21 protein-coding genes are annotated in these 22,476 nt (G+C 45.2%); 6 read left to right on the forward strand and 15 right to left on the reverse strand.

Annotated features, from left to right (window positions below):
- Nucleotide 1: 1 nt before the first annotated feature.
- The 7 genes from VM640_RS04525 to spoVAC all read right to left on the reverse strand — a co-directional run bounded on the left by VM640_RS04525 (nucleotide 2) and on the right by spoVAC (nucleotide 6,632).
- Nucleotides 2-1,021 (reverse strand): acyl-CoA dehydratase activase, encoded by a 1,020-nt coding sequence (locus VM640_RS04525; protein ID WP_325390225.1) that lies wholly within the window; start codon nucleotides 1,019-1,021, stop codon nucleotides 2-4.
- Nucleotides 1,014-2,147: a CoA protein activase gene (locus VM640_RS04530; protein ID WP_325390226.1), complete on the reverse strand. Its 1,134-nt coding sequence runs from the start codon at nucleotides 2,145-2,147 to the stop codon at nucleotides 1,014-1,016. The genes VM640_RS04525 and VM640_RS04530 overlap by 8 nt, the downstream gene beginning before the upstream one ends.
- Complete coding sequence (locus tag VM640_RS04535) at nucleotides 2,089-3,204, reverse strand: acyl-CoA dehydratase activase-related protein (protein WP_325390227.1); 1,116 nt, start codon at nucleotides 3,202-3,204, stop codon at nucleotides 2,089-2,091. The genes VM640_RS04530 and VM640_RS04535 overlap by 59 nt, the downstream gene beginning before the upstream one ends.
- A gap of 23 nt (nucleotides 3,205-3,227) precedes the next feature.
- A complete protein-coding gene (locus VM640_RS04540; RefSeq protein WP_325390263.1) occupies nucleotides 3,228-4,646 on the reverse strand; it encodes a spore germination protein in 1,419 nt (472 codons plus the stop codon).
- 101 nt (nucleotides 4,647-4,747) lie between these two features.
- Entirely contained in the window at nucleotides 4,748-5,110 is a 363-nt protein-coding gene (spoVAE, locus tag VM640_RS04545) for a stage V sporulation protein AE (protein ID WP_325390228.1), read from the reverse strand.
- Nucleotides 5,111-5,126: 16 nt separating this feature from the next.
- A complete protein-coding gene (gene spoVAD, locus VM640_RS04550; RefSeq protein ID WP_325390229.1) occupies nucleotides 5,127-6,134 on the reverse strand; it encodes a stage V sporulation protein AD in 1,008 nt (335 codons plus the stop codon).
- A gap of 27 nt (nucleotides 6,135-6,161) precedes the next feature.
- Nucleotides 6,162-6,632, reverse strand: coding sequence for a stage V sporulation protein AC (gene spoVAC, locus VM640_RS04555; RefSeq protein WP_325390230.1), 471 nt, complete (start codon nucleotides 6,630-6,632; stop codon nucleotides 6,162-6,164).
- A gap of 179 nt (nucleotides 6,633-6,811) precedes the next feature.
- Here spoVAC and VM640_RS04560 point away from each other — a divergent pair, with 179 nt between their 5' ends.
- Genes VM640_RS04560 through sigF form a run of 3 tightly spaced genes read left to right on the forward strand, consistent with a single transcriptional unit; the run spans nucleotide 6,812 to nucleotide 8,400 of the window.
- Nucleotides 6,812-7,156 (forward strand): STAS domain-containing protein, encoded by a 345-nt coding sequence (locus VM640_RS04560; RefSeq protein ID WP_325390231.1) that lies wholly within the window; start codon nucleotides 6,812-6,814, stop codon nucleotides 7,154-7,156.
- Complete coding sequence (gene spoIIAB, locus VM640_RS04565) at nucleotides 7,153-7,590, forward strand: anti-sigma F factor (RefSeq protein WP_325390232.1); 438 nt, start codon at nucleotides 7,153-7,155, stop codon at nucleotides 7,588-7,590. The genes VM640_RS04560 and spoIIAB overlap by 4 nt, the downstream gene beginning before the upstream one ends.
- A 12-nt stretch (nucleotides 7,591-7,602) precedes the next feature.
- Nucleotides 7,603-8,400, forward strand: a complete 798-nt coding sequence (gene sigF, locus VM640_RS04570; RefSeq protein ID WP_325390233.1) for an RNA polymerase sporulation sigma factor SigF — start codon at nucleotides 7,603-7,605, stop codon at nucleotides 8,398-8,400.
- Here the strand turns inward: sigF and VM640_RS04575 are convergent.
- The 3 genes from VM640_RS04575 to VM640_RS04585 all read right to left on the reverse strand — a co-directional run bounded on the left by VM640_RS04575 (nucleotide 8,377) and on the right by VM640_RS04585 (nucleotide 12,289).
- Complete coding sequence (locus VM640_RS04575) at nucleotides 8,377-9,537, reverse strand: D-alanyl-D-alanine carboxypeptidase family protein (protein ID WP_325390234.1); 1,161 nt, start codon at nucleotides 9,535-9,537, stop codon at nucleotides 8,377-8,379. The genes sigF and VM640_RS04575 overlap by 24 nt on opposite strands.
- Before the next feature lie 206 nt (nucleotides 9,538-9,743).
- On the reverse strand, nucleotides 9,744-10,580 hold the full coding sequence (locus VM640_RS04580) for a LytR/AlgR family response regulator transcription factor (RefSeq protein WP_325390235.1): 837 nt from the start codon (nucleotides 10,578-10,580) through the stop codon (nucleotides 9,744-9,746).
- Nucleotides 10,581-10,591: 11 nt separating this feature from the next.
- The gene (locus VM640_RS04585) at nucleotides 10,592-12,289 is read right to left on the reverse strand and encodes a sensor histidine kinase (protein WP_325390236.1); all 1,698 of its coding nucleotides are present in this window, start codon (nucleotides 12,287-12,289) and stop codon (nucleotides 10,592-10,594) included.
- Nucleotides 12,290-12,544: 255 nt separating this feature from the next.
- Between VM640_RS04585 and VM640_RS04590 the strand changes: the two genes are divergently transcribed.
- A complete protein-coding gene (locus VM640_RS04590) occupies nucleotides 12,545-13,975 on the forward strand; it encodes an NAD(P)/FAD-dependent oxidoreductase (protein ID WP_325390237.1) in 1,431 nt (476 codons plus the stop codon).
- Between the two features lie 163 nt (nucleotides 13,976-14,138).
- Here VM640_RS04590 and VM640_RS04595 read toward each other — a convergent pair whose 3' ends face one another.
- From VM640_RS04595 to VM640_RS04605, 3 genes are all read right to left on the reverse strand, one after another.
- Nucleotides 14,139-15,353, reverse strand: a complete 1,215-nt coding sequence (locus VM640_RS04595; RefSeq protein ID WP_325390238.1) for a BREX system ATP-binding domain-containing protein — start codon at nucleotides 15,351-15,353, stop codon at nucleotides 14,139-14,141.
- Nucleotides 15,343-16,572, reverse strand: a complete 1,230-nt coding sequence (locus VM640_RS04600) for a BREX system ATP-binding domain-containing protein (RefSeq protein WP_325390239.1) — start codon at nucleotides 16,570-16,572, stop codon at nucleotides 15,343-15,345. The genes VM640_RS04595 and VM640_RS04600 overlap by 11 nt, the downstream gene beginning before the upstream one ends.
- A gap of 157 nt (nucleotides 16,573-16,729) precedes the next feature.
- On the reverse strand, nucleotides 16,730-17,521 hold the full coding sequence (locus VM640_RS04605) for a hypothetical protein (protein WP_325390240.1): 792 nt from the start codon (nucleotides 17,519-17,521) through the stop codon (nucleotides 16,730-16,732).
- Nucleotides 17,522-17,762: 241 nt separating this feature from the next.
- Between VM640_RS04605 and VM640_RS04610 the strand changes: the two genes are divergently transcribed.
- Nucleotides 17,763-19,418, forward strand: a complete 1,656-nt coding sequence (locus tag VM640_RS04610; RefSeq protein ID WP_325390241.1) for a DEAD/DEAH box helicase — start codon at nucleotides 17,763-17,765, stop codon at nucleotides 19,416-19,418.
- A 126-nt stretch (nucleotides 19,419-19,544) separates the two neighbouring features.
- The gene (locus VM640_RS04615; protein WP_325390242.1) at nucleotides 19,545-20,135 is read left to right on the forward strand and encodes a hypothetical protein; all 591 of its coding nucleotides are present in this window, start codon (nucleotides 19,545-19,547) and stop codon (nucleotides 20,133-20,135) included.
- A 446-nt stretch (nucleotides 20,136-20,581) separates the two neighbouring features.
- On the opposite strand, the gene VM640_RS04620 is transcribed toward VM640_RS04615, so the two are convergent.
- Together VM640_RS04620 and VM640_RS04625 are read right to left on the reverse strand one after the other, a co-directional pair.
- Nucleotides 20,582-21,064 carry a CoA-binding protein gene (locus tag VM640_RS04620; protein ID WP_325390243.1) on the reverse strand — a complete coding sequence of 161 codons (483 nt, stop codon included), beginning with the start codon at nucleotides 21,062-21,064 and terminating at the stop codon, nucleotides 20,582-20,584.
- Nucleotides 21,065-21,142: 78 nt separating this feature from the next.
- Nucleotides 21,143-22,444 carry a pyrimidine-nucleoside phosphorylase gene (locus tag VM640_RS04625; protein WP_325390244.1) on the reverse strand — a complete coding sequence of 434 codons (1,302 nt, stop codon included), beginning with the start codon at nucleotides 22,442-22,444 and terminating at the stop codon, nucleotides 21,143-21,145.
- Nucleotides 22,445-22,476: the final 32 nt, after the last annotated feature.

Raw genomic sequence — 22,476 nt, forward strand, 5'->3', positions numbered from 1 at the left:
TTTACCGAGTCGCCGTTGTTGCCGTCTTACTACTGATTCGAGTGTCCTGTTCTTCAATAACCGTGCCCGACCATTTCCCGCAACGATCCCCCCAGCGCGCTAGAATATGCTGTTCCTGCCGAATTTCGACAACCTCGCAATGATTGGCGCAGCCGTTACAATCGAAACTATGCGCTTCGAAGCAGGTGTCTGTAATTTGAAGTCCTCGAAATTTACTGGTTGGGTTGTGAGCGATCTTTTCTTGGGCCAGATAAGCGGCTCCTAAAGCTCCCATCACCGAGAAATGTTTCGGGACAATGACTTCTTGGCCTAGCTCCATTTCAAAGGCTTGCCGAATTCCGGGGTTGGCCGCAACTCCGCCTTGGAAAAGAATCGGGCCAGAAATATCCTTATTTTTTCCAACGTTATTTAAGTAGTTGCGGACCATCGCCTGGCACAACCCCGCGAGAATGTCAGGCAAAGAATGCCCTAATTGTTGTTTATGGATCATATCGGATTCCGCAAAAACGGAGCATCGCCCGGCAATCCTGACCGGGTGTTCCGCCTGTAAAGCGATCGGTCCAAATTCTTCAATGGGAATCCCTAGACGGCCGGCTTGTTGATCCAAAAAAGAACCCGTACCAGCTGCGCAAACTGTATTCATCGCAAAATCGACCACAACTCCATCGCGCAGGATAATGATTTTTGAATCCTGACCACCGATTTCCAGAATCGTTTTCACCTCTGGATATTCTCGAGAGGCAGCTACAGCATGGGCGGTGATTTCATTTTTAACAACATCCGCACCCAACAAGGTCGCCGCGAGTTGACGCGCACTGCCTGTCGTCCCGACCCCAATGATTTGAGCGGAATTCCCTATCTTTTCACGTAAGCTCTTTAAGCCTTCCTGAATCGTTTCCATGGGACGTCCCTGAGTTCTCAGATACATTGCTTCAGCCACCCTATTATCTTCCCCCAGTAACACAATATTGGTGCTGACAGAACCCACATCCACGCCTAGAAAATACTTATGACTATGCACGAATCAGTCCTCCTCGATTGGTTTCTTCTTTTTTATCGCGGGAACGCTCAAGCAGATCGACAAAGGCCTCAAGACGGGTCTGTATCCCCCCCTGACCGGTATGTTCATCAAACGTTAAAGTCATAATGGGCAGGTTATAATCCTCCTGAATCCGCGGGAGAATACTCGAGGCTACAATTTCCGGCATACAGCCCAAGGGCAAAAGTTGAATTATGCCATCATAACCCTGACGCGCATAATGGACAGCTGAACCCACCGTCTCAATTCCATGCCCGCCGACAAAATGCTTCAAATAGGGTTTGGCCAAATGATAGTAGGGTTTTAAAGGACGATATCCTTGAGCCAAGCCTTGAAAGAGATGTTGACCAACCCAGCCTGAAAGATAGATCGAGCGATCTACATAGGTTCCCAGGTTACCAAGCTCTTTTTCCACATCACATGAGGTAAAGGGCTCTAAGAGGGTATAGATCTCGCCAACAAGTCCAATTTTCAGTGGTTGAATCGCCAAACTTTCTGGATGCTCTGCTTGCTTTTCTCTGATCCTTGCCTGGAGCCAGCGGACTACCCCTTGAACACCTTCATCGGTCATCGCTAACACTAGTCTTCTCTTCGCTTCCTCATAAAGCTGATTAGCCTCATTCGGGTTTTGGGCACGCGGGCGAAACCCATGGATTAGAACCTCAATCCGATCCATGGCCAGCGATTTACGGTAAGCGAAGTAAACCGCCCTGATAACGCTAGCCCATGAATTTTTCTTTCCTACCAGGTAATGAATCCGCTCAACCAAGCCTAATAAACGCCCCTCGGGTAGTTCGAGAATAACCACGTCATAGTTAAGACCAGCATCCTTAAGGATTTGTCGCTCGCTTTCCCCATAATAACCAAAACGACAGGGACCGCTGCCTCCGGTAATCGCGACCGTATCTGCACCTTGAGCGGCTGCTTCCACATAGTTACCGAGATTGAGTTTAAGAGGTAAGCACGCAGATTCTGGAGCAAGTTTAGTCCCGATATTTAAAGTTTGTTTACTATTAAAGGGTGGAACTACAAACTCCACTCCCAAAGACTCAAAAAGGGCTTGAATGATGATCCAGGAATTCCCCATGTGTGGGAAGGTGACCTTCATATCTAATTCTCCTTTCTAGCATGTCAAGAAAGGCCTCTAAGCGGGTATCTAAGCCCGCTTCACCTGTATGCTCATCCAGTGTTACCACCATATAGGGTTTTTGTTGGGCTTTTGCCCGTCGCTCGAGGAGATCATTTGTTAAAGAATCCGTCCCGCAGCCAAAACATGAGAGATAAATGATTCCATCTACAGCCGGATCTGCGAGATAAGACTCTCCAGCCCCATATATTTTCCGAGCATGGCTCCAGAAGATACTTTTTCTGAGAATTTTCTGTCTTTCTCGAGATTCTGATGCTGAGACGTTTTCAACAACCCGGAGATTCGCTTTCTCAGCTAACTTTAAGAGAAGATTTAGATTAGCATAGTTCTCGTAGGTTAAATAGCTGTGCCCGAGGAGAGCAATCGTGGGTCGATCAACTTCTTCCTCCCGCACGCTCTTTTGTGCCTCACTCTTCTGTGATTGCATTTCCCCCGACGTTGGCCCTACCCCCGAGCAAGAACCTGGGGTCAGCCCTACATTTTCGAGTTTTCCGAACTCGGCTAAGGTTTCAAAACTCGCCATACTTTCCTCAAAACTCCAACCCTCTCTACGCATCTCGTGATAGGCCTGAAGCCAACGTTCCCCTTCGGCAAAAGCGCGCAGAATCTGGTGTTTGTTTTTGCCTAAACGTTTACCCCATTGAATCAGGTTTTTGTGAACACTATGTACCCCCGCCCGTCGATTGACATCTACGGTAAGTACCTCAAGTTCTGGGGGTATTACCCCAAGTACGCTTTCTGGAAGTCCCAGAACCTTGGGACAGAGATAGGTATTTTCCTCCATACTGATTAAACGCGGAAGAAAAACGCCATCCACATTCGATAACGAATTGAGATGTCCTACCAAAATCTTTATGGGGAGACAGGTTTCCGCTGGGGCCTTTTTCAACCCGAGTTCCATTATATTCCGGTTCGTGGGTGGCGTACTGACCAGTTCAATATCCAATTCTCGTAAAAATCCTGCCCATAATGGGTAGTAATCATAATAGGTTAACGCATGGGGGTAACCTAATTTCAAGTGTATGGACCTCCTAATTATTTCTATTTTTCAGGTTGCCGAGATTCATCCTGTGGCCTCAGAATACTCGGCCTTGTATTATGAATTGGCACCGGTGAGCGGACAAGTACTTTCCCCATGGCCTTAGCATTAAAAGGAATGAGCGGCCATAGATAAGGAACGCCAAAGGACTTCGTCCGCGCCAGCAAAATGAACACCAGGATAATACCAATTCCAAACCCAATTAAGTTACCGATGAAGGTCATTATCAATAAGAAAAGTCGGGTTAAACGGTTCGCCTGGGCCATTTCGTAACTGGGTGTTGCAAAAGTACCGACAGAAACAATAGCAATATACATGACAACTTCCGGTGAAAATAGGCCAACTTTAATGGCGATGTCCCCGAGCATAAAAGTAGCGACTAAACCTAAGGCTGTCGACAGTGGAGTGGGGGTATGAATCGCAGCCATTTTCAATAAATCGACTCCGAATTCAGCGATGAGAACCTGTGGCAGAAGACCAATCGTACCCGGTTTCGAAACTCCCAGCCAGTTTAACCAATCTGGCAGGACGCCCGGGTTTAAGGCCGCGGCTAACCACAACGGCAGTAAAAAAACAGAAATAAAAATTCCAATAAACCGTACAAAACGAAGGTAAGCGCCAACGATAGGCTCTTGCCGATACTCTTCCGCATGCTGCAAATGGTGCCAATAGGTGACTGGAGCAATAATAACGGAGGGCGAAGTATCCACAACGATGATCACATTCCCCTCTAAAAGGTGAATCGCTGCCACATCCGGTCTTTCCGTGTATCTCACTCGAGGATAGGGATTCCAGAACTTACTCCCCAGAATAAATTCCTCAACACTTTTCTCAGCCATTGGAATCCCGTCAATTTGAATTCCTTGCAATTCCTCCGTGATTTTACGGACGAGCTCGAGGTTCGTCACATCTTCGATGTAGACGACACAGACATCCGTTTTGGACCGTGTTCCGACTTGAACAAGCTTCATCCTTAACTTTGGATCGCGCAACCGTCGGCGAATCAGTGCGGTATTAAATACCATGGTCTCCACAAAGCCATCGCGCGAGCCCCGTGTGACCCGTTCAATATCAGGCTCTGACGGGGCACGAACGGGGAATGTCCGCACATCAATAATGATTGCCTTTTCCTGGCCTTCAACCAAAATAACAATCGGCCCGGACAGGAGAAAGTAAAAGACTTTATCCATCGTCTCGACTTCGGTGACCTGTAAATCGACGATCCGACCTTTAACCAATTTCGTTAAAGCATTAACCACTAAATCTGCGCGTTCTAAATCGATGAGGGATGTAAGAATATAACTGACAACATGCGTATCCACCATGCCGTTGACCGAATAGATGGCAACTTTTTTGCCGCCAATTGACATTTCTCGTAAAATAATATCAAAAGAATCCGGTACTCCCAGTTCTTTGTTCATATAATCTACATTTTCTTGATAATATTTGCTGATCTTAACATTTTCTTCGCTCGAGTTGCCCGAACTCGAATTGTTCGAATTACTCAATATTAAGTCTCCCTCTATCCCTTAGGATTAAAGGTAATGGACACGAGATAACCAAAAAACACGGCTGCTGCGATTCCGACTGCCCCCGCTTCCACACCTCCCGAAAAGGCTCCCAACAGTCCTCGCTTCCCGACGGCCTCAATCGCGCCCTTTGACAGCATGTAGCCAAAACCTGAAAGTGGAACACTGGCACCCGCTCCAGCAAACTTCACCAATGGCCCATATAACCCCAAGGCCCCGAGAATGGCACCCCCAGTAACAAACGTCACCAGAACATGAGCTGGGGTAAAGGCCGGTTTAGTCAAATCCATCAGGAGTTGCCCAATCACACAAATCAGCCCTCCAACAATGAAAGCCGGAATAATCTGCTGAAACATCGCTACTCCTCTCCTTTCAGGCCTCAATCACCACTGCATGTCCAACCCCCGGAATGGACTCTCCCTGTAAAGCCGAGGTCGGGCTATGTAAAGCTCCACTTCCGACGAGTAATACCCGTTGATACTGCTTGGAAATTAGTTTCTGCATAATCTCCCCGGCAAAAACAACTGAGGAGCACGCACAGCCGCTGCCTCCTGCATGCACATCCTGACTGGGGTCATAGATCATGACGCCGCAATCCTGGAATTGGTTCGCGGTTTCCACGCCACTTCGTTTCAAAACTTCTTTGGCAAGCTGTATGCCAACTTGGCCTAAATCTCCGGAAGCGATCAAGTCATAATCCCCAGGTGTCCGGTTCAAATCCTTCATATGATTTAATATTGTATCGGCCACTGCCGGAGCCATGGCCGCTCCCATGTTATTAACATTTTTCTCGCCATAATCGAGAACTCGCCCAATAGTGGCGGCCGTAATTCGCGGACCAACCCCCGTTTGAGCAAGCACGAGGCTTCCCGCCCCTGTAACCGTCCATTGAGCACTCATCGCCCGTTGACTTCCTTGTTCAGTTGGGGAGCGATATTGCCGCTCGGCTGTATCATGATGACTAGAAACCCCCACCAGTACATTTCGAGCGAATTGTCCGTCAATCAGCATACTCCCCATAGCCATGCTTAATGCCATTGTTGAACACGCCCCATAAATTCCGATAAATGGGAAACCCAGGGTCCGTGCCGCGAAATTAGCGGAAATAATCTGATTCAACAAATCCCCAGCCAACATGAAATCCAGTTCATCTGCCTTGACTTTGGCTTGACTGACCGCCCCTTGCATCGCCTCTTCGAGCATTTTGCTCTCAGCAACCTCCCAAGATTTATTTCCATTCGTATTATCCTGCCATATCTTGCTAAACGTTTTTCCTAGTGGTCCTTGTCCTTCCTTCGGACCAACCACCGAATAGGAAGAAAGAATGACTGGAGGATTTTCAAAGACCACCGTTTGATTTCCTACACGTTTGAGGTTCATTAGCTTCATCCCCAATCCTAGTGCATTTCAAAAATGGAGTAAGTAATAAATGATTCCTACGGCAATTGAGGTCGCAATTCCATAAACCAAAACTGGACCCGCAACTGTAAAAAGACGGGCTCCTACTCCCATCACATATCCTTCACGTTTAAACTCCAAAGCCGGAGCGACAATCGAATTCGAAAAACCTGTGACGGGTACAATCGAGCCAGCACCGGCAAATTTGCCTATTTCATCGTACACTCCAAGCCCAGTGAGCAGAGCCCCCAGAAGAATAAGAATCGCGGTCGCGGCTGTCGCAGCCTCTATTCTTTCTAAGCCAGCCATCGTCAGCAGATTAATCATCACTTGCCCTATGGCACAAATCAGCCCCCCAACCAAAAAGGCACGCCAAGAGTTGCGAATAACGTTTGGTTTAGGCGTCATTGACATCGTTAGGTTGTGATATTCTTGAGGGGTAATATTCAAGTTAGGAGGTCTTAAATTCTGTCCAGGCATCGCCATCTCTCCTCTCAAAATTAATCTAATGTTTAGTATTGAACTTAAAATGGTAATTCATTCTAAAAGATGAAAAAAAACTTCTTTTTCCTGATAGGGAATTCTTTTAATGATGCAGAAGGAAAATTCTGGATGACGTCGAATTGAAATCAGAAGAACATGGATAGGGGGAAACAGGTTTGCTCATCGATAAGAAAATAGAGCGTCAGACATTAACCTTAAGTTTAAAAGGAGAGCTTGATCTGAAAACCTCGGAAAGTCTGCGCCAGGCCATTGATACTGAAATTGACCGTCGCGGAATCCGAACTGTGATCCTGAACCTTCATGACGTCACGTTTGTCGATAGTTCCGGCTTAGGTGTGATTCTCGGACGATATAAAAGGCTACTGCCTTTGGGAGGAAAAATCTTGATCAAACAAGTCCCACCTCATATTTATAAAATTATGGAGTTATCCGGGTTGCCGAAAATTATCTCCTTTGAGAATGAATCCTCAGATGAAGGAAGGACGGGAAATGTTCAATGAAAAAAAACAAGTTAGCTCTTACCTTCTCTAGTATTGCTGAAAATGTTAGTATCGCACGTATGCTGATAGCTTCGATCGCTGCTCAGCTTGACCTTTCTCTTAATGATATTGAAGAGTTAAAAGTTGTGGTCTCAGAAGCTGTCTCGAACGCCATCATTCATGGCTATCAAAACGACCCAAACAAACTCGTCATTCTCGAAATCGAATATGATACCGAGGCGTTACAAATTAGTGTCCGTGATCAAGGATGTGGAATCCCCGACGTTGAACAGGCAATGCAACCTGCCTATAGCACTGACCCAGAACGCATGGGCCTCGGCTTTGTGTTTATGCAATCCTTTATGGATGAATTAAACGTTGACTCTGTTGTTAATCAAGGAACAACCATAACAATGGTCAAAGACCTTAACAAAAATCACGCCTCCTTGCATTAGGGGGGGAGTAAGATGATTCAAAGATTAACCGAAATGAATCTTCCTCGCTTTCCCCTGCTCTCAGATAAAGAAATGATGTACCTCTTACATCAGGCCCAGGAGGGAAATGAGGAAGCAAGAGAAAAATTAGTAAATTGCAATCTCAAATTGATCTTCAACCTTGTGCAACGTTTCTCCCGCCGGGGGTATGAATTGGAGGATCTCTTTCAAATTGGCACCATCGGCTTGATCAAGGCTATTGATAAATTCGACTTTACCTATGGTGTGAAATTCTCGACCTATGCTGTTCCCATGATTATCGGCGAAATCCGTCGCTTCCTCCGAGACGATCATCCGATTAAAGTTCCCCGTTCTTATAAAGAACTCGTTTACAAAGTGAATCGAACGCAGGAGCAGCTATTAGCAACCCTTGGTCGGGAACCGACGATTGGTGAGATCGCCGAAGAACTCGGAATCGAACGCGAAGAGATTGTTTCTGCCCTAGAAGCCGTCCAAAGTCCGACTTCAATCCATGACACCCTCTACCAGGACGACTCCGACCCCATCTATGTTTTAGATCAACTTCCAGTGGACAAAGAATTGGAACCAAGTTGGTTCGAAAAAATTGCTCTCAAGGAGGTTCTTGACAAACTTCCCGAACGCGAAAAGTATGTCCTTCTGATGCGTTTCTTTGAAGATAAGACGCAAAGTGAAATTGCTGCCCAGCTCCACCTCTCCCAAGTTCAGATCTCGCGAATCGAACGGGCAGCACTTCACCATATCCGCCAACTTCTTCAGGTTGATCCTTTAGAACCCAAAAACTCCGTGTAATGTTCGCGTCATTTGTTGATATAATCCCGCTTTAGCAATGGGTTTCTCGGCGACGAGGTTAACCCGGTTCAGGACCTCGTTTTCGCGGTATAGGAGAACTTCCCCTAACTTTTGTCCTTGTTGAACCGGCGCCTCTACCTCTGGGTTGAGTTTTGTCTCAACCCAGATATTTTTGTCCTTTCCTTTTTCTACCGTAACACCTATGGGTTTCTCGGTCACAGCCACCACTTCATTTTCTATTCCCTTTCGGACTTGAACAACACCCTGTTTTTGAGCGGCAGGTGCAAACTCTTTATGGGCATATTTGGCAAACCCATAGTTATAAATTTTCATGGACTCAGCAAAATGTCCGCGCACCTGAGGAACACCCATTACTACAGCAATGAGACGAAGTCCATCCCTTTCTACCGTCGAAGCTAAACAATATTTTGCCTCGTTAGTCCATCCCGTCTTAAACCCATCCGCTCCCTGATACCACCATAGAAGCTTATTGGTATTCCACAGTTTGAACTTGCCCTCGCGCAAATCATATTCTTTGATCGCCGTTAATTTTTTGATAAGCGGATATTTCAATGCCTCCCGACCCATTAACGCTAAATCATAAGCACTGGTATAGTGCCCTTCAGCAGGTAAGCCGTACGCATTCGCAAAATGGGTATTTTTACACCCCAACTCCTGAGCTTTCTTATTCATTTCATTAACAAAAGCTTCATGCGTCCCACTGATATGTTCAGCAACAGCAACACATGAATCATTGGCCGAACCAACGGCTATCGATATCAGCATTTCTTCAAGGGAAAAGGTTTCACCCGGTTCTAAATAAATCTGTGAACCGCCAAGACTACAGGCCTTTTCACTTGCCGTAACTTTATCCGTGAGTTTGACTCGCCCTGATTCAACCGCATCCGCTGCCACAAGCATCGTCATGAGCTTCGTCACACTAGCAGGAGCAAGCTCTTTGTTCGGTTCTTTCTCATAGAGAATCTGCCCTGATTCCGCATCCATTAAAATTGCACTAGCCGCCTCTGTTACTAATTCTGCACCTTGGGCTGGGGCAGCTGCTGGCGCAGCCTGGACACCCCCCAGATTTCCTAATACCAACGCTAAGGCCAATATTAACGTCAACCCTTTACGCATTCCTAACCCTCCTTGAGATCTTATGTTTCTTTTATTATTCCCAGAAAAGTAAATTTTATCGAAGGGAAAAGAATCATATTAGTTGCACTTATACTTTTGAAAGTGTAAAAAGCACTCAGCTAAGTCTTTGCTTAACTGAGTGCTTAAGTTCGGTCCGGAATCTCTACAAGATTCATTCCGCCACGGAGTCCAGAGCTGCATTAAATTTATAAACCTAAACGTTGACGAAAACTTTTAACATTCGTTCGGCTAACCGGAATTTCGTAACGGTCTTTCATGATGAGATTATAGGTATTATTAAACCAGGGCACGATGGATTCGATTTGATCGACATTCGCTAAATAACTTTTGTGAACGCGGTGAAACGAAGAACCCAAAATCTCCTCTAATTCGTTGAGAGTGTAATTTGTTAAATAACTTTTTTGTTCAGTGACCACCCGAACTAAGCGATCCTCAATTGTGGCATAGAGAATCTCCGAACTGGGGATCAAATAGATTCTTCCATTCTCTTCAATTTTTAGTTTATTAGGTGTTGGATTTAGAGCTTGATAAATCATATCCAATTTCTCCAGGAACTCCACGGGTTGATCCGGGATACGCATGATTTGCTCGGGCCTGTTTTCTTTTTTCGGGGCACTTGCGCGCTCTATTTTCTCTTCTATGCCTGAGGAGTTAGCACTCTCTAAGCGTTTTTGCAGACGGACAATCGTTTCAGCCAGCCGTTCCTCATGAATAGGCTTGAGCAAATAGTCCACAGCATTGATATCAAAAGCTTCAACTGCGTATTGATCAAAAGCAGTCACAAACACTACAACAGGATTCATTCCCTCTATGAAAAGTTGACGAGCGATGTCGACTCCAGAGGCGTCTGGCAACTGAATATCCAAAAACAGCACTTCTGGATAAAGCCCCCTTACCTGCGCTAGAACATCTTCTCCACTAGCCGCTTCTCCAACCACTTCAATTCCCTCAATTTGTCTCAATAAATAGCCGAGTTCATCGCGTGCTGGACGCTCATCATCGGCAATTAATACTCTCATCATCCCCATCTCCTTTATTCTTCCGAAAGTTGTCTCGGGATCGTTAATGTAACGGTTGTTCCTTCTCCAAGCGTGCTATCGATCCTAAATTGAGCCTGGTTATGATAAGCATATCTTAACCTTTGAGAAACATTATGGACCCCTATCCCAAGTCCAGTCGTAGATATTTGCACTCCCTGGCGAATTTGTTCTAACTTATCCAGGGAGATTCCTACTCCATTATCCTTCACTTGAATGACTAAATTTTCCGGTTCCAACCATGCTAAAATCTGGATAACCCCTAACCCTTTACCTGGGTAAACACCATGCTTAAGGGCATTTTCGACAAGGGGTTGCAAGGTTAAGCCCGGCAGACGGTAACTGAGAGCACCTTCTTCAATATTTTCTTCCACCTGAAGACGGTCAGAGAAACGCGCTTGTTCAATAGCCAGATAAGAGCGGACATGCACACATTCTTCCTTGAGTGTTACAAATTTCTCGCCACTTTGCAAATTCATACGAAAAAAATCGCCAAGTTGAAGCAGAAGTTTGCGCGCTTTTTCGGAATCCGTACGACAAAATGAAACAATCGTATTAATCGCATTAAAAAGAAAGTGGGGATTGATCTGCGCCTGGAGGGCTCTAAGCTCCGCCTCCGCCACCAATTGGGAACGCGCCTCCAACTCCGCTACTTCCAGTTGCGTCGAGAACAACATTCCCAAACCTGACCCGAATTCCCAATCGACTGGACTAATTTTTTGCCCATGCTCACGGTAAATCTTCAAGGTTCCAATGACTCTATTTCCAACCCGTAAGGGAACAACAAGGGCGGCAAACAGTGGACAATTTAGTTCCCGACAGCCAATTTCTTCCGGTGAATCCGCCAGCTTTAATTCTCCTGATTCTAAAGCGAGCCAAGTAGCCTGGGTTTGAATCACTGTTCCACTTTTATGATGATCTGAGGCTTTCCCCACATGAGCTAGAATCTTCTCGTGATCAGTCAGGGCAACAGCTGCCATATCCGTTTGGTCATGAATGATTTGCGCAACTTGTAAAGCGGTGTTCTCGTTTAAGCCTGACCGTAAAATCGGTAACGTTTGATTCGCGATCTTTAACGCTTTTTGGGCTTGTAAAGCGCCAATCTGCTCTTCTTCCTCCAACGCCGTCTGAACAACCCCTATGAAGATGCTGATCCCAATCCCATTGATAATGATCATCGGCAGACCAATAACACGAACTAAATCCCAAGCCAGCTCAAATGGACGTGAGAGCAAAAGAATCGTGAGCATCTGAATCACTTCTGCCGCCATACCCACCAATAAGGATTGTTGCCAGCTTAATCTTTTATGCTCGAATTTCCGGCTCATTAAACCCGCAAATAACCCTTCCAATATTGTCGCGACTCCGCAGGAAATCGCCGTAAAACCTCCAAGCGAGATGCGGTGTACTCCTGCCAGTACACCAGCACCGAGTCCCATTAAAGGGCCACCCAATAAGCCAGCTGCGACAACTCCGACAACACGAGAATTGGCCAGAGCCCCTTTAATTTCAACCCCGGTAAACGTTCCGGAGATCCCCATCATGCCAAAAACGCAAATCAATAGGAATTTATCCTTTCGACTGGCCTTACCACGTAAAGTCTTTTTAAAGATTTTCGTTTTACTTACAAGATATGCCAGGGTTATAATTAGACTAGTATTTAAGGTCAAACGCTCAAAAAGTTGCCAAACCATTTTTATTCACCTATTTCTATTTCTGAAAGTTTATTTTTACTCCATTTTCATGCCCCAATTTAGGGGGTAACATCCCCTTCCCTATATTATAGAGAATACCATTTTATCCGCATTTGACAATCTTCTTTTCTATATTCGAATATTTATTATTTTATTTTACGTATCATTCGGAGAATTGATTGCCTTTTTGGACTTCTTGGGGTATAGTTGTAGCGTTTGTGCTAAAGAAGGTTACTTCAGAGGGAGGTTGATGACTTGAAAAATTATGATGTGATCATCGTTGGAGCTGGACCTGCCGGCATTTTTACGGCCTATGAACTGACGACCCTGCATCCCGAACTTTCCGTTCTGCTCGTGGACAAAGGCCGTGACATCTATAAAAGGTATTGCCCCATTCTGAAGAAAACTCTTTCCAAATGCCCACCGCCAACGGATCAAAAAAAATATGCCGGCTGCGTTCCCGCCTGTTCGATTACGAACGGCTTTGGCGGAGCGGGGGCCTATTCTGATGGTAAGTTTAATATTACGACAGAGTTTGGCGGCTGGATGACTGAATATTTAGCTCCGTCCGATGTTCTGAGCTTAATCCATTACGTGGACGGAATCAACTTACAACATGGTGCTAAATCCGAACTCACAGATCCAACCACCCCTGCAGTTAAGGAGATTGAGCGACGTGGCTTAGCCGCTGGCTTGAAACTTCTACGGGCTCAAGTTCGCCATCTAGGGACGGAACAGAATCTCGAGATTATGAAAAGTATTTATGAAAATTTGAAAACTAAAATTAACATGATTTTCGAAACGGAAGTTGTGGATCTTTTAACCAAGGAAGAAGCAGGACATCTCCGAATAACAGGAATTCTGGATGAAGAAGGTCGGGAGATTCGTGCACCTTATGTCGTTCTCGTTCCAGGCCGAGATGGTTCGGGATGGCTGACTCATGTCTTTAAAAAGCGCAACTTAGAAATGAGCAGCAACCAGGTTGATGTTGGCGTGCGTGTCGAAACCTTAGATACGATCATGGAAGACATTAATGAAAATTTATATGAAGGAAAGTTTATTTACCGGACTTCCGTGGGGACCTCTGTGCGTAGTTTTTGTAGTAATCCCTCAGGGCATGTCGTTATTGAAAATCATAGTGGGGTCATGTTGGCGAATGGTCATGCTTTTAAGGATAAAAACCTAGGCAGCCATAATACCAACTTTGCTTTACTCGTCTCACATAATTTTTCTTACCCCTTTAATAAGCCCAATGAATATGCGAAAGCCATTTCCCGTTTAGCTAACGACTTATCTAATGGCAGCGTCCTCCTACAACGGTTTGGGGATATTCTGAAAGGTCGCCGCTCAACTGAAAAAAGAATTCGCGAGGGCTTCATTGAACCTACGCTCAAAGAAGCAGTACCCGGTAATTTATGTCTCGTCTTGCCCTATACCACAATGCAGAGCATTATCGAGATGATTCAAGCCCTAGATCGGGTCACCCCAGGAATCGCTTCAGAACATACCCTTCTCTATGGGGTTGAAGCGAAATTTTATTCTTCCCGACCTAAACTCACCAATACATTTGAAACTGAAATCTCCGGACTCTATGCCGGTGGAGATGGCGCCGGCGTCACCCGTGGACTCGCCCAAGCCAGTGCCTGTGGTGTCGCCATTGCCCGGGACATTAGCTCGAAGTTCTGAAACGAGGGAACAGGTTCCTCGTTTCAATAAACAGGCAAATGGCTGATTCATTTATATAGAACCGTCCCCCCTTGCACAAAAAAGAGTGACAAATGCCACTCTTTTTTAGATTAATTTCTTATTGCGTACCTATGTCTTCTTAGCCTGGCTATTTACAATGACATTATTCGTCTTCAATAATACAGCCATCCAGGGAAGGCAATTCTTCTTGATAGAGTGGTTCACCGAGGGCATTGATTTGAATATTTCCGGCCTGCCCGTACTGATAAAGCTGATCTAGCACTTCTACGGCAGCACGGATTCTGGTTCTTAACAGGTAGCCTCGGTTTTCGGAGGCCTTTAGCACTTCTCGTACATCAAGTTTAGGTTGCCAGTCATAGGCTCGGCCATGAAAATTCTGGACCTGTTTAAGAACGTCCAGGATTTCATCCTGGTTCAGCGGTTGAAGCTGGGGGGCGGAAATAATAGCGTTAAGCACCTTTTCGATGGGTTCCCGTTGGGCACGATCCACATACGTAGTGGCGAGGTTTTCAAACTCGTGCTTGGATTCTATGACATCTTCTTGATACGATGCCCCCAAAGCAAACATGGTGAAGGTGGATTCGAGACGCGAATGTTTCTCGGGAAACAAGAACGATGCCATATTATTATAGGCGTTAAGGCGGGCTTTTTTGCCCAAACGACCTATCAATTCAGTCTCATCAAACAAGATAACCCAACCATTGTACCCCAACAATTTAAAGAGATGACTTAAGAATGTGAAGTAGTCCATACTGTGACGAGTTTTACTAAAGGGAACTGCGTAATGGACTGTTTGAGCAAAAATCCGTTTGTAGATCTGGCGCAAAAGGGCATTATTGATAAAATCACCCTCTAGATCTGACATGAGTAGGTATTTTTCGTCCGGATCATCAACATTCAGAAAGGATCGTAAAGCAAAAAACAACTTGTCGGTCTCTAAGTGCTTACTGGTAAAGGAGAGCAGATCTATCGCACTTGGATTATTCGGGGTGATATCTTGGAGGACATGTTGAAATCCGGGTTGCAGACGCCCAGGCAGATACGTATTGGCAACCAGTTTCTGATAAGCCAGATAAAGTTTGTCAAACGGGGTCTCCTTACTTAGGGAAACTAGGCTGACCACCATATTGTTACTGTGGGCTAGGTTAAACACCGTATTCAAAAGATGGGTCTTACCCTCACCGTACTTACCAGAAACAACCATACCACTTGATTCTCCGGTTTCTCTGACCCGGTCTAACTTGCGGGAGATCTGCTCCATTAATTCTGGACGGGCTGAGGAGAAGTAATGTCCAACCGCCCGGGAAGACACTCCCGAACGCAAGGCTTCAATGACTCTCTGTGCTTCAAAATCCATTATATTCTCCTTCCTGCAAAGTAGTGAGGACTACTTTCCGAGGCAACGAAACTTTGCCAAACCGAGACCGTGCGAGAAGTTCTTCCGCCGTGTTCAAGCTTATAGGTGTGGCCCCTGCATCGAAGCGATTTATGGTCTGAGCCAGACGGGTGGACATTTTGATGATATTTTCAGGAGTGTAGACCTCATCAATTAGACGATCCAAATCGACAATGTCGGCGAAACGGTTAAAACGTTTACTTTCGATTTCATTTTGTATACGCATCCACAGCGCCTGATAAGATTTTAGCCCCCTGACGTCATCATCCATCAGACTACGATCGAACGAAAAAACGAACATGGTGTGTTTTAAGGTATCGATTTCATCAATCAATTCGCGAATACTTTCATAGGCGTCTTCCCGTTTCAATCGGGAATAACGAATGGTTTCTGTACTTTCTGCGCTCACCAGTACTTCCATATTATCAATCGATATCACTAGACCCTTGAATCCAGCAAGACAGCAAACTTCTACTAGGGAACGCAGCATGTGCCTAGCATTATATTTGGTGATTTTACTCGGAGACAAACCCAGGCGGCGCAGGGAGGACAGTTTGGCTTCCCGACTTCCTTCCAGCCACAACATCAACAGCTTGCAGTTGGTTTCTTCCAATGTGGGGTATCCCAAAATTCCACCAGTCAACATGGCGCAGGCTAGGGCGAAGTTATTGTCAATCAGAGGGTTGGCTAGAAAGAGCTTTTCCAACTGTTGCCGTATCTCCCGCTTTGTCAACGGATCCAGTTGTCCCTGGCTGGATAAGTAATCTGCAAAGCTAATATCTTCGGGAATAATCTCGGGATCATACCCCAACTGCCGGATAACCTCATAACTGCAGAGTTGCAGGCGTTCCCGTAGATTCAACTGGTGCAATATTGCAGTATAGATTTCCTTAAAATCATGGATCCAGAGTTTTTGAGCCGAGAGACTAACCGAGATATAACCCATGTTTTCTGCTTCCATAGCCAATATTTCTAGAAAATGTGTTTTTCCACTCCCGGTGCGGCCTGTCAGGAACTTTATCTTGCTGCCTCCACTAGCCAGATAGTTCTCCAGATATTTTCCCTTCCAAAAATCCATAATAAACTCGCTGCCTACCGATATTTCCTGCAGGATTTCACGATTACCTGGAGCCTGTCCCTTCTTTAAGCTGGCTAGAGCTGATTTAATATCATTTTCCAAGGCTATTACCCCCTATCTTATAATCGAGGTTCGTGGTTCGATGTTCGAGTGTATGTGCTCTTTCAAGCCTTGAATGGCTTCGGAGACCATTTTCTTTCCGGTGCCGCTCTAACAACATGCTGATTTCCATCAATTCAGCTCAATTCCGGTAGCGATTCTACTGTCCCCCCAAAAAACAGATTGTCGCCAAATACTGCTCCCGGCCATCCTGATCTAGGATGCGGATAGCCTTGTTTATATTGCGACTGGGGCCAAATTGAAACTGCCGTCCATCCTCACAGGTTCGTAGGTCAGCAGCATAAAGGCGTGCCAGGTCAAAAGCGAAACTCTGCAGGTCATAATCTTTACGGAAGCGACGCATAGGAGTTAGTAGTGTGTAAAGACTCTTTAAATAAATATCCCCTACCGCCGTGGTTGCTGTTTTACCCTGGTTTTGCTTTAACAGCATCAAATCATACGCTGCAGCGAGTTCTTTAACAAAGCCTTTGGGATCAAAAGTAGCCTTTAGTAGCTTATCCCTGCTGGCTTTAACATCTTGAACAAAGGCCATTGGACGCAAGCATTGGACACGTTTTCGGTCTAGGTATAAGTCCAGATTCTCAGTATCAATTCTGACTCGGAAAGGAAACATCTCATACGTGGGAAAGTCTCCTTTAACGTCCACCTCTAGACGATTGCAATGAGTTAATAGTTGTTCCACAAAATCGCCATTTTCCATATATTCGCGAATCCCGAATTCATCGACCTGAGTCTGCATCTCTTCCATCAGGGTTTCTTGTTCCTTCAGGTATGCGCGCATGGATGTCAGATCCCTAGTCCAGCTCTTAAGATCACCCTTCTCCAGATCTTTGCTCAAGCTCTTAAATAGTTTTTGTTGACTGTTGATCTTGTCCTTAAGCTCTTTTTCGACGTTCAACATCTGTTTATATAAGTCCTCATAATCAGTCATATTTCTATGCTCCCTCTTATATTTCTTTAACCAAAGACACAACACACTAAGAATCCCACTTTTCGGGGGATGAGTGTTTCCGAGTCCAAAATGGGACAATTATTTTTCTGCTAGAGTTCGACATAAAAAAGTTCGACACGATAACAGAGTTTTCCTCCCCTGCTTGCGACGATAATCCAATAATGTCATACTAACGAGTAGATAATGTATTCAGCCACGAGGGTGGCAGGGGAGAGAAAGTATGCCTTTTTTCCATAAGCTAACTTCCGCAGAGACAGCAGAATCCGCTTCAAACGGATATGGTCAATTGAAAATACCGTTATTTGCCTGGCAGAAGGAATGTCTGGATATCTGGTTTCACAATAAGGGCAAAGGGGTTGTGAATGTCGTTACCGGGGCAGGCAAAACTATCCTAGCCCTGGGAGCCATCGCCAGGCTAGAATATACATTACTTACAGAACAAGCGCCTGCCTTGAAAATTAAGATTGTTGTACCTAAGGTTTTTCTGGCAAATCAATGGGCTAAGAGTCTACAAGACTATCTATCTGCTTCAAAGGAGGACATAGGGATATACTGCGGGGTACATAAAGACCCTCCTTATCGCAAGTACATGATTTATGTAGTGAACTCTGCCCGCACCAAGTTATCACAGCATTTACTTGCCGACTATCATCAGGGTAGCACAATATTGCTGATTGCGGATGAATGCCATCACTATTGCAGTCCAGAAAATTCGCGCATATTTAAGTTTATTACACAAATCCCTATCAAAGATCAAGCCACACATTACTATGCCCTTGGTTTATCCGCCACCCCTGAAACTGCTACCTTTAACGAAACACTGCTTTCTGCCTTGGGACAGGAGATCTACAAATACAGCTTCGTCGAGGCCTTGAATGCCAATATAATAAGTTCCTTTGCGATCTTTAACTTAAAGTTAAAATTCACGCCAGACGAAGAATACCTATATCTAGATTTAAGTGAACAACTGACGCACGTTCGGGAAACCCTCATGTATCGTTGTCCTTTCCTGAAAGGCTTAAACAGACTGAGGTATTTTGCCAGCCTAGAACAATTGGCGAAAAGTTCGGAGGACGACAACATTGCGGCTCTTGCCCGTTCGGTACTCATCCTAGCCACCAGACGCAAAGATTTGGTCTACAGGGCCGAAGCTCGGGTAAGCTGTGTCAATAATCTTGTGTCGCAGCTTCCGCAAAGTTCAAAAATCTTAATCTTTTGCGAAAGAATTGTTGTGGCGAACACAATTTATGAAGAGTTACAGTCCCTGTTTCCAGGACAGGTAGGGCGTTATCATTCCGAAATGGACGAGTGGAGTCGAAAAGAAATCCTGCATAAATATCACGACGCGCAAATTCGCATCCTTGTAAGTTGCCGCGCCCTAGATGAAGGTTTGAATGTACCTTCTACCGACATCGGGATCATCGCCTCCTCCACCAGCAGCACCCGGCAACGAATCCAAAGACTGGGTCGGATCTTGCGCCGTTCTGGGGTTAAGCGCACTGCCAAACTATATTACCTCTATATCGGTTCATCCAACGAGGAAAAGGACTTATTGGCCGAGATTTCTCGCGACTTGACAGGGATAATTCCCATCTTGGACTTGGAATATGATCAAGATAGCCAAACCTTTCATCATTCCTCCTATCAGGCCTTGGCTGATCGTGTCATTGTCTATAGTCAGCATAAACACTGGAGCAAGGAGATCATTGCGGAGATAACTAAAAATCTGGAACTCGGCAAGCTGGGGTGCGATTGGTGGCTTTCCGAGCAGGACTGCCGCCTGAAGATTCAGAATGCCCCCTCCCGTTCTGAACAGAATTACTGGATTAGCATGCGATTGCTAGTGCAGGCTAGTCTTGGTCGGTTGGCCGAATAGTACTGCTAAATTAGGATAGACTTTCGCTGCCAAATTAATTATTGATTGGAAGGAGGGTTGAATTCAATTTTATTTAGAAATCTTAAAAACTTTTATTGATTTATGATTTAAGAAAGGTGGTATAAAATGAAAAGAGCATCTTTTTTAGTGAAAAATATATATATAACTCTTTGTTTTATGTTACTACCATTGCTATTTATTTCTGGGTGTAATTCAGCTAATTTAAATAACCTAAATAAACAATCTGCATCAAATAGTCAAAAACAGCCTGATCCTAAACTTTCAGAAAAGGAGGAACAGATTATAACCTATACTAGTGCATCAGATCTAATTACCATTCCGGATAAAATAATATATTATCATCAAGGTAATCAAACTATTATCAATAAGAATAATGGTAAATTTGACAATATCATAAAAATGACCCAGAATCGGGCTTCTAAAGTTAAGGATGTTGCTAAATTAGCTATTTCACAATTAGATATAGAAACGTTAAAGAAAAATAATGATACATTAGAGTTTGTCTATTCAAAAAACGTTGCAGTCAATTGGAAAAATAATGTTAATTATGATTTTCTTTATAGATTTGAGTATAGCTCTATTATTTTCCCTTTAATAGGTGAGTGGAATAAGTTTATGATTTTCTCTCCTAAATCACCAGGGCCTTTAGACAGTATGGCATCGGCAGATGAATTGCTAAAATATCTTAACCAATAAACCAATCATTAGAAAAGACACGTGAGATTGATCTTCCACATTAGGTACTAACGAAGGGGCTGTGCTGAAAAATATGGTGGTGGGATCACTAGTTAAGTTGTGCCCCCCATTGATTCGATATCATCCTATCTAATCAATGGGGGACTTTTTCCCTGTCTTTCTATTTTGGGTCCTATAAAGTGCACTATGACAAGTTATCCAAAAGCCCACACCTGATTTTGGGCTTATAAGCTGCTAACGCGTGATTTGGGTGTCCACCTAATCACGAGGAAATTCTGTTTCAATTGAAAGGAGTGAAACTCTCCTTAGCTCCGTTTTACTCCTGTTTTTAGGGGGTGACATTTTTGTCACCCCCTCTACTGTCCACCCATCGAAAACGCTAAAAGTTTTCCCCAGACTCTCTTCAAAAAAACATGGATCATTTTATATCCTGGGGGCATGGATAACTAGCGATATTTCTTTTTTGGTACTTTCGGAGAATGCAGTCCATGCCAATAGCACGGATTAAGAAAACCGAAAGGACGGGCATATATTTTGTGCTTAAGAATACATCCTTTGACGACTTGAATTCCCAGGGAGTCCGCCTGAGTCTGGAATTCGGACGTCCAATTTTGCTCCTGGAACCAGACTATTTTGGCACCGCAAGCCTTAACTTCAGCTATGAGGTCGGGGATTTTCTCGGGGCGAAGACAAGGCACTACCACATCTATTTTATCTTGTAATGATGCTAAATTCGGGTAGACCTTAATTCCGTCCAGCCGAGTAATTCCCTTAGCCACTGGAATAACCGAACAGCCAAATTCCTTAAGCGTATGCCAAGCTTTCCAGGCATGCTTATGTTTGAGGAAACGCTCGGAATCACCGAGGACAGCGTAACGCAGAGCTGTATTCAGTTCTCCCGCCAGTGCATAAATCTTTTTCTCACGCATCCTACCCACTCCTTAGCTTCCTTACCTAAAGATACGTGAGAAGGCTTAGTCCTATGAGCAAGAATATTTTCTCTCAACTCAAGAGATCACTTCTTCGATCAGCGGAATAAAGCCAGGCTTCTCATGGCCAAGCAATACGGCCTCTTGAGCTAACGCTAAGCCCTCCGCCTTTTTGCCCTCAGAAGAGGTATAGAGCTCCAGCACCGGTTCTCCTGCTTCAACCCAATCGCCTTGTTTCTTATTTAAGTAGACTCCTGCTCCTAGATCAATCTCGCTCTCTTGGGTCACGCGCCCTGCACCCAAGATCATGGCAAGACGTCCAACCTTACGCGCATCGATAGATCGGATATACCCGGCAGACGGTGCTAGATAGGAAGAACGGAGAGGTGCAACCGGAAGACTTTTTTGCTCAAGGGCGTTTAGGTCTCCTCCCTGAGCCTTGACAAATTCGCGGAATTTAGCCAAAGCCTGACCGTTCTCTAAGGTTTCTTGCAGCCGCTGGCGACCCTCCTGGGTATTTTGAACCTTTCGTCCGGCCACGAGCATCCATGCCCCCAGTTCGAGACAAAGTTCGACAAGATCCTGGGGGCCCTTCCCTTGCAAAGCCTCCAGGACTTCGAGGACTTCAAGCGAATTACCAATCGCCTTTCCCAGAGGTTGGTCCATAGCGCTTAAAACAGCAATTGTATCCCTGCCTAACGTTTTCCCGATTCCTACCATAGTTTGTGCCAACGTCCGAGCATCTTCAAGGGTTGCCATAAACGCGCCTGAACCGAATTTGACATCGAGGACAATTCCTTGTGCTCCAGCTGCAATCTTTTTGCTCATTACAGAAGACGCGATTAAAGGAATGGAGGGAACTGTTCCGGTAACATCACGTAACGCATACAATTTTTTATCGGCAGGCACGATATTTCCCGATTGCGAAATCACCGCAATTCCCACGTCCTTCACTTGTCGCAAAAATTCTTCGCGCTCAAGTTCGACCTTAAAACCAGGAATCGAACTCAACTTATCAATCGTCCCTCCGGTATGGCCGAGTCCTCTACCTGACATCTTGGCAATGGGTACTCCACAAGCAGCCACCATCGGGCTCAAGAGGAGTGTCGTTTTATCTCCCACTCCGCCCGTGCTGTGTTTATCCACGAATCGCCCGTCCAGACCAGAAAGGTCCAATTGCTCTCCGCTCTCTGCCATCGCTAGGGTTAATTCGGCGATTTCCGCTGTCTCCATCCCCCGGAAAAAGACGGCCATAGCCCAGGCTGACATCTGATAATCGGGGATTTGTCCCTCAACGTATCCTTGGATGATAAAGCGAATTTCCGCTGAAGTCAGCATCCCGCCATCTCTTTTTTTTTCGATGAGATCCACCATCCGCATCTTCCCAACTCCATCCTTTCTAATCAACTTGT

Origin of the sequence: Desulfitobacterium sp. (genome assembly GCF_035539115.1) — a bacterium.
GTDB lineage: Bacteria > Bacillota > Desulfitobacteriia > Desulfitobacteriales > Desulfitobacteriaceae > Desulfitobacterium_A.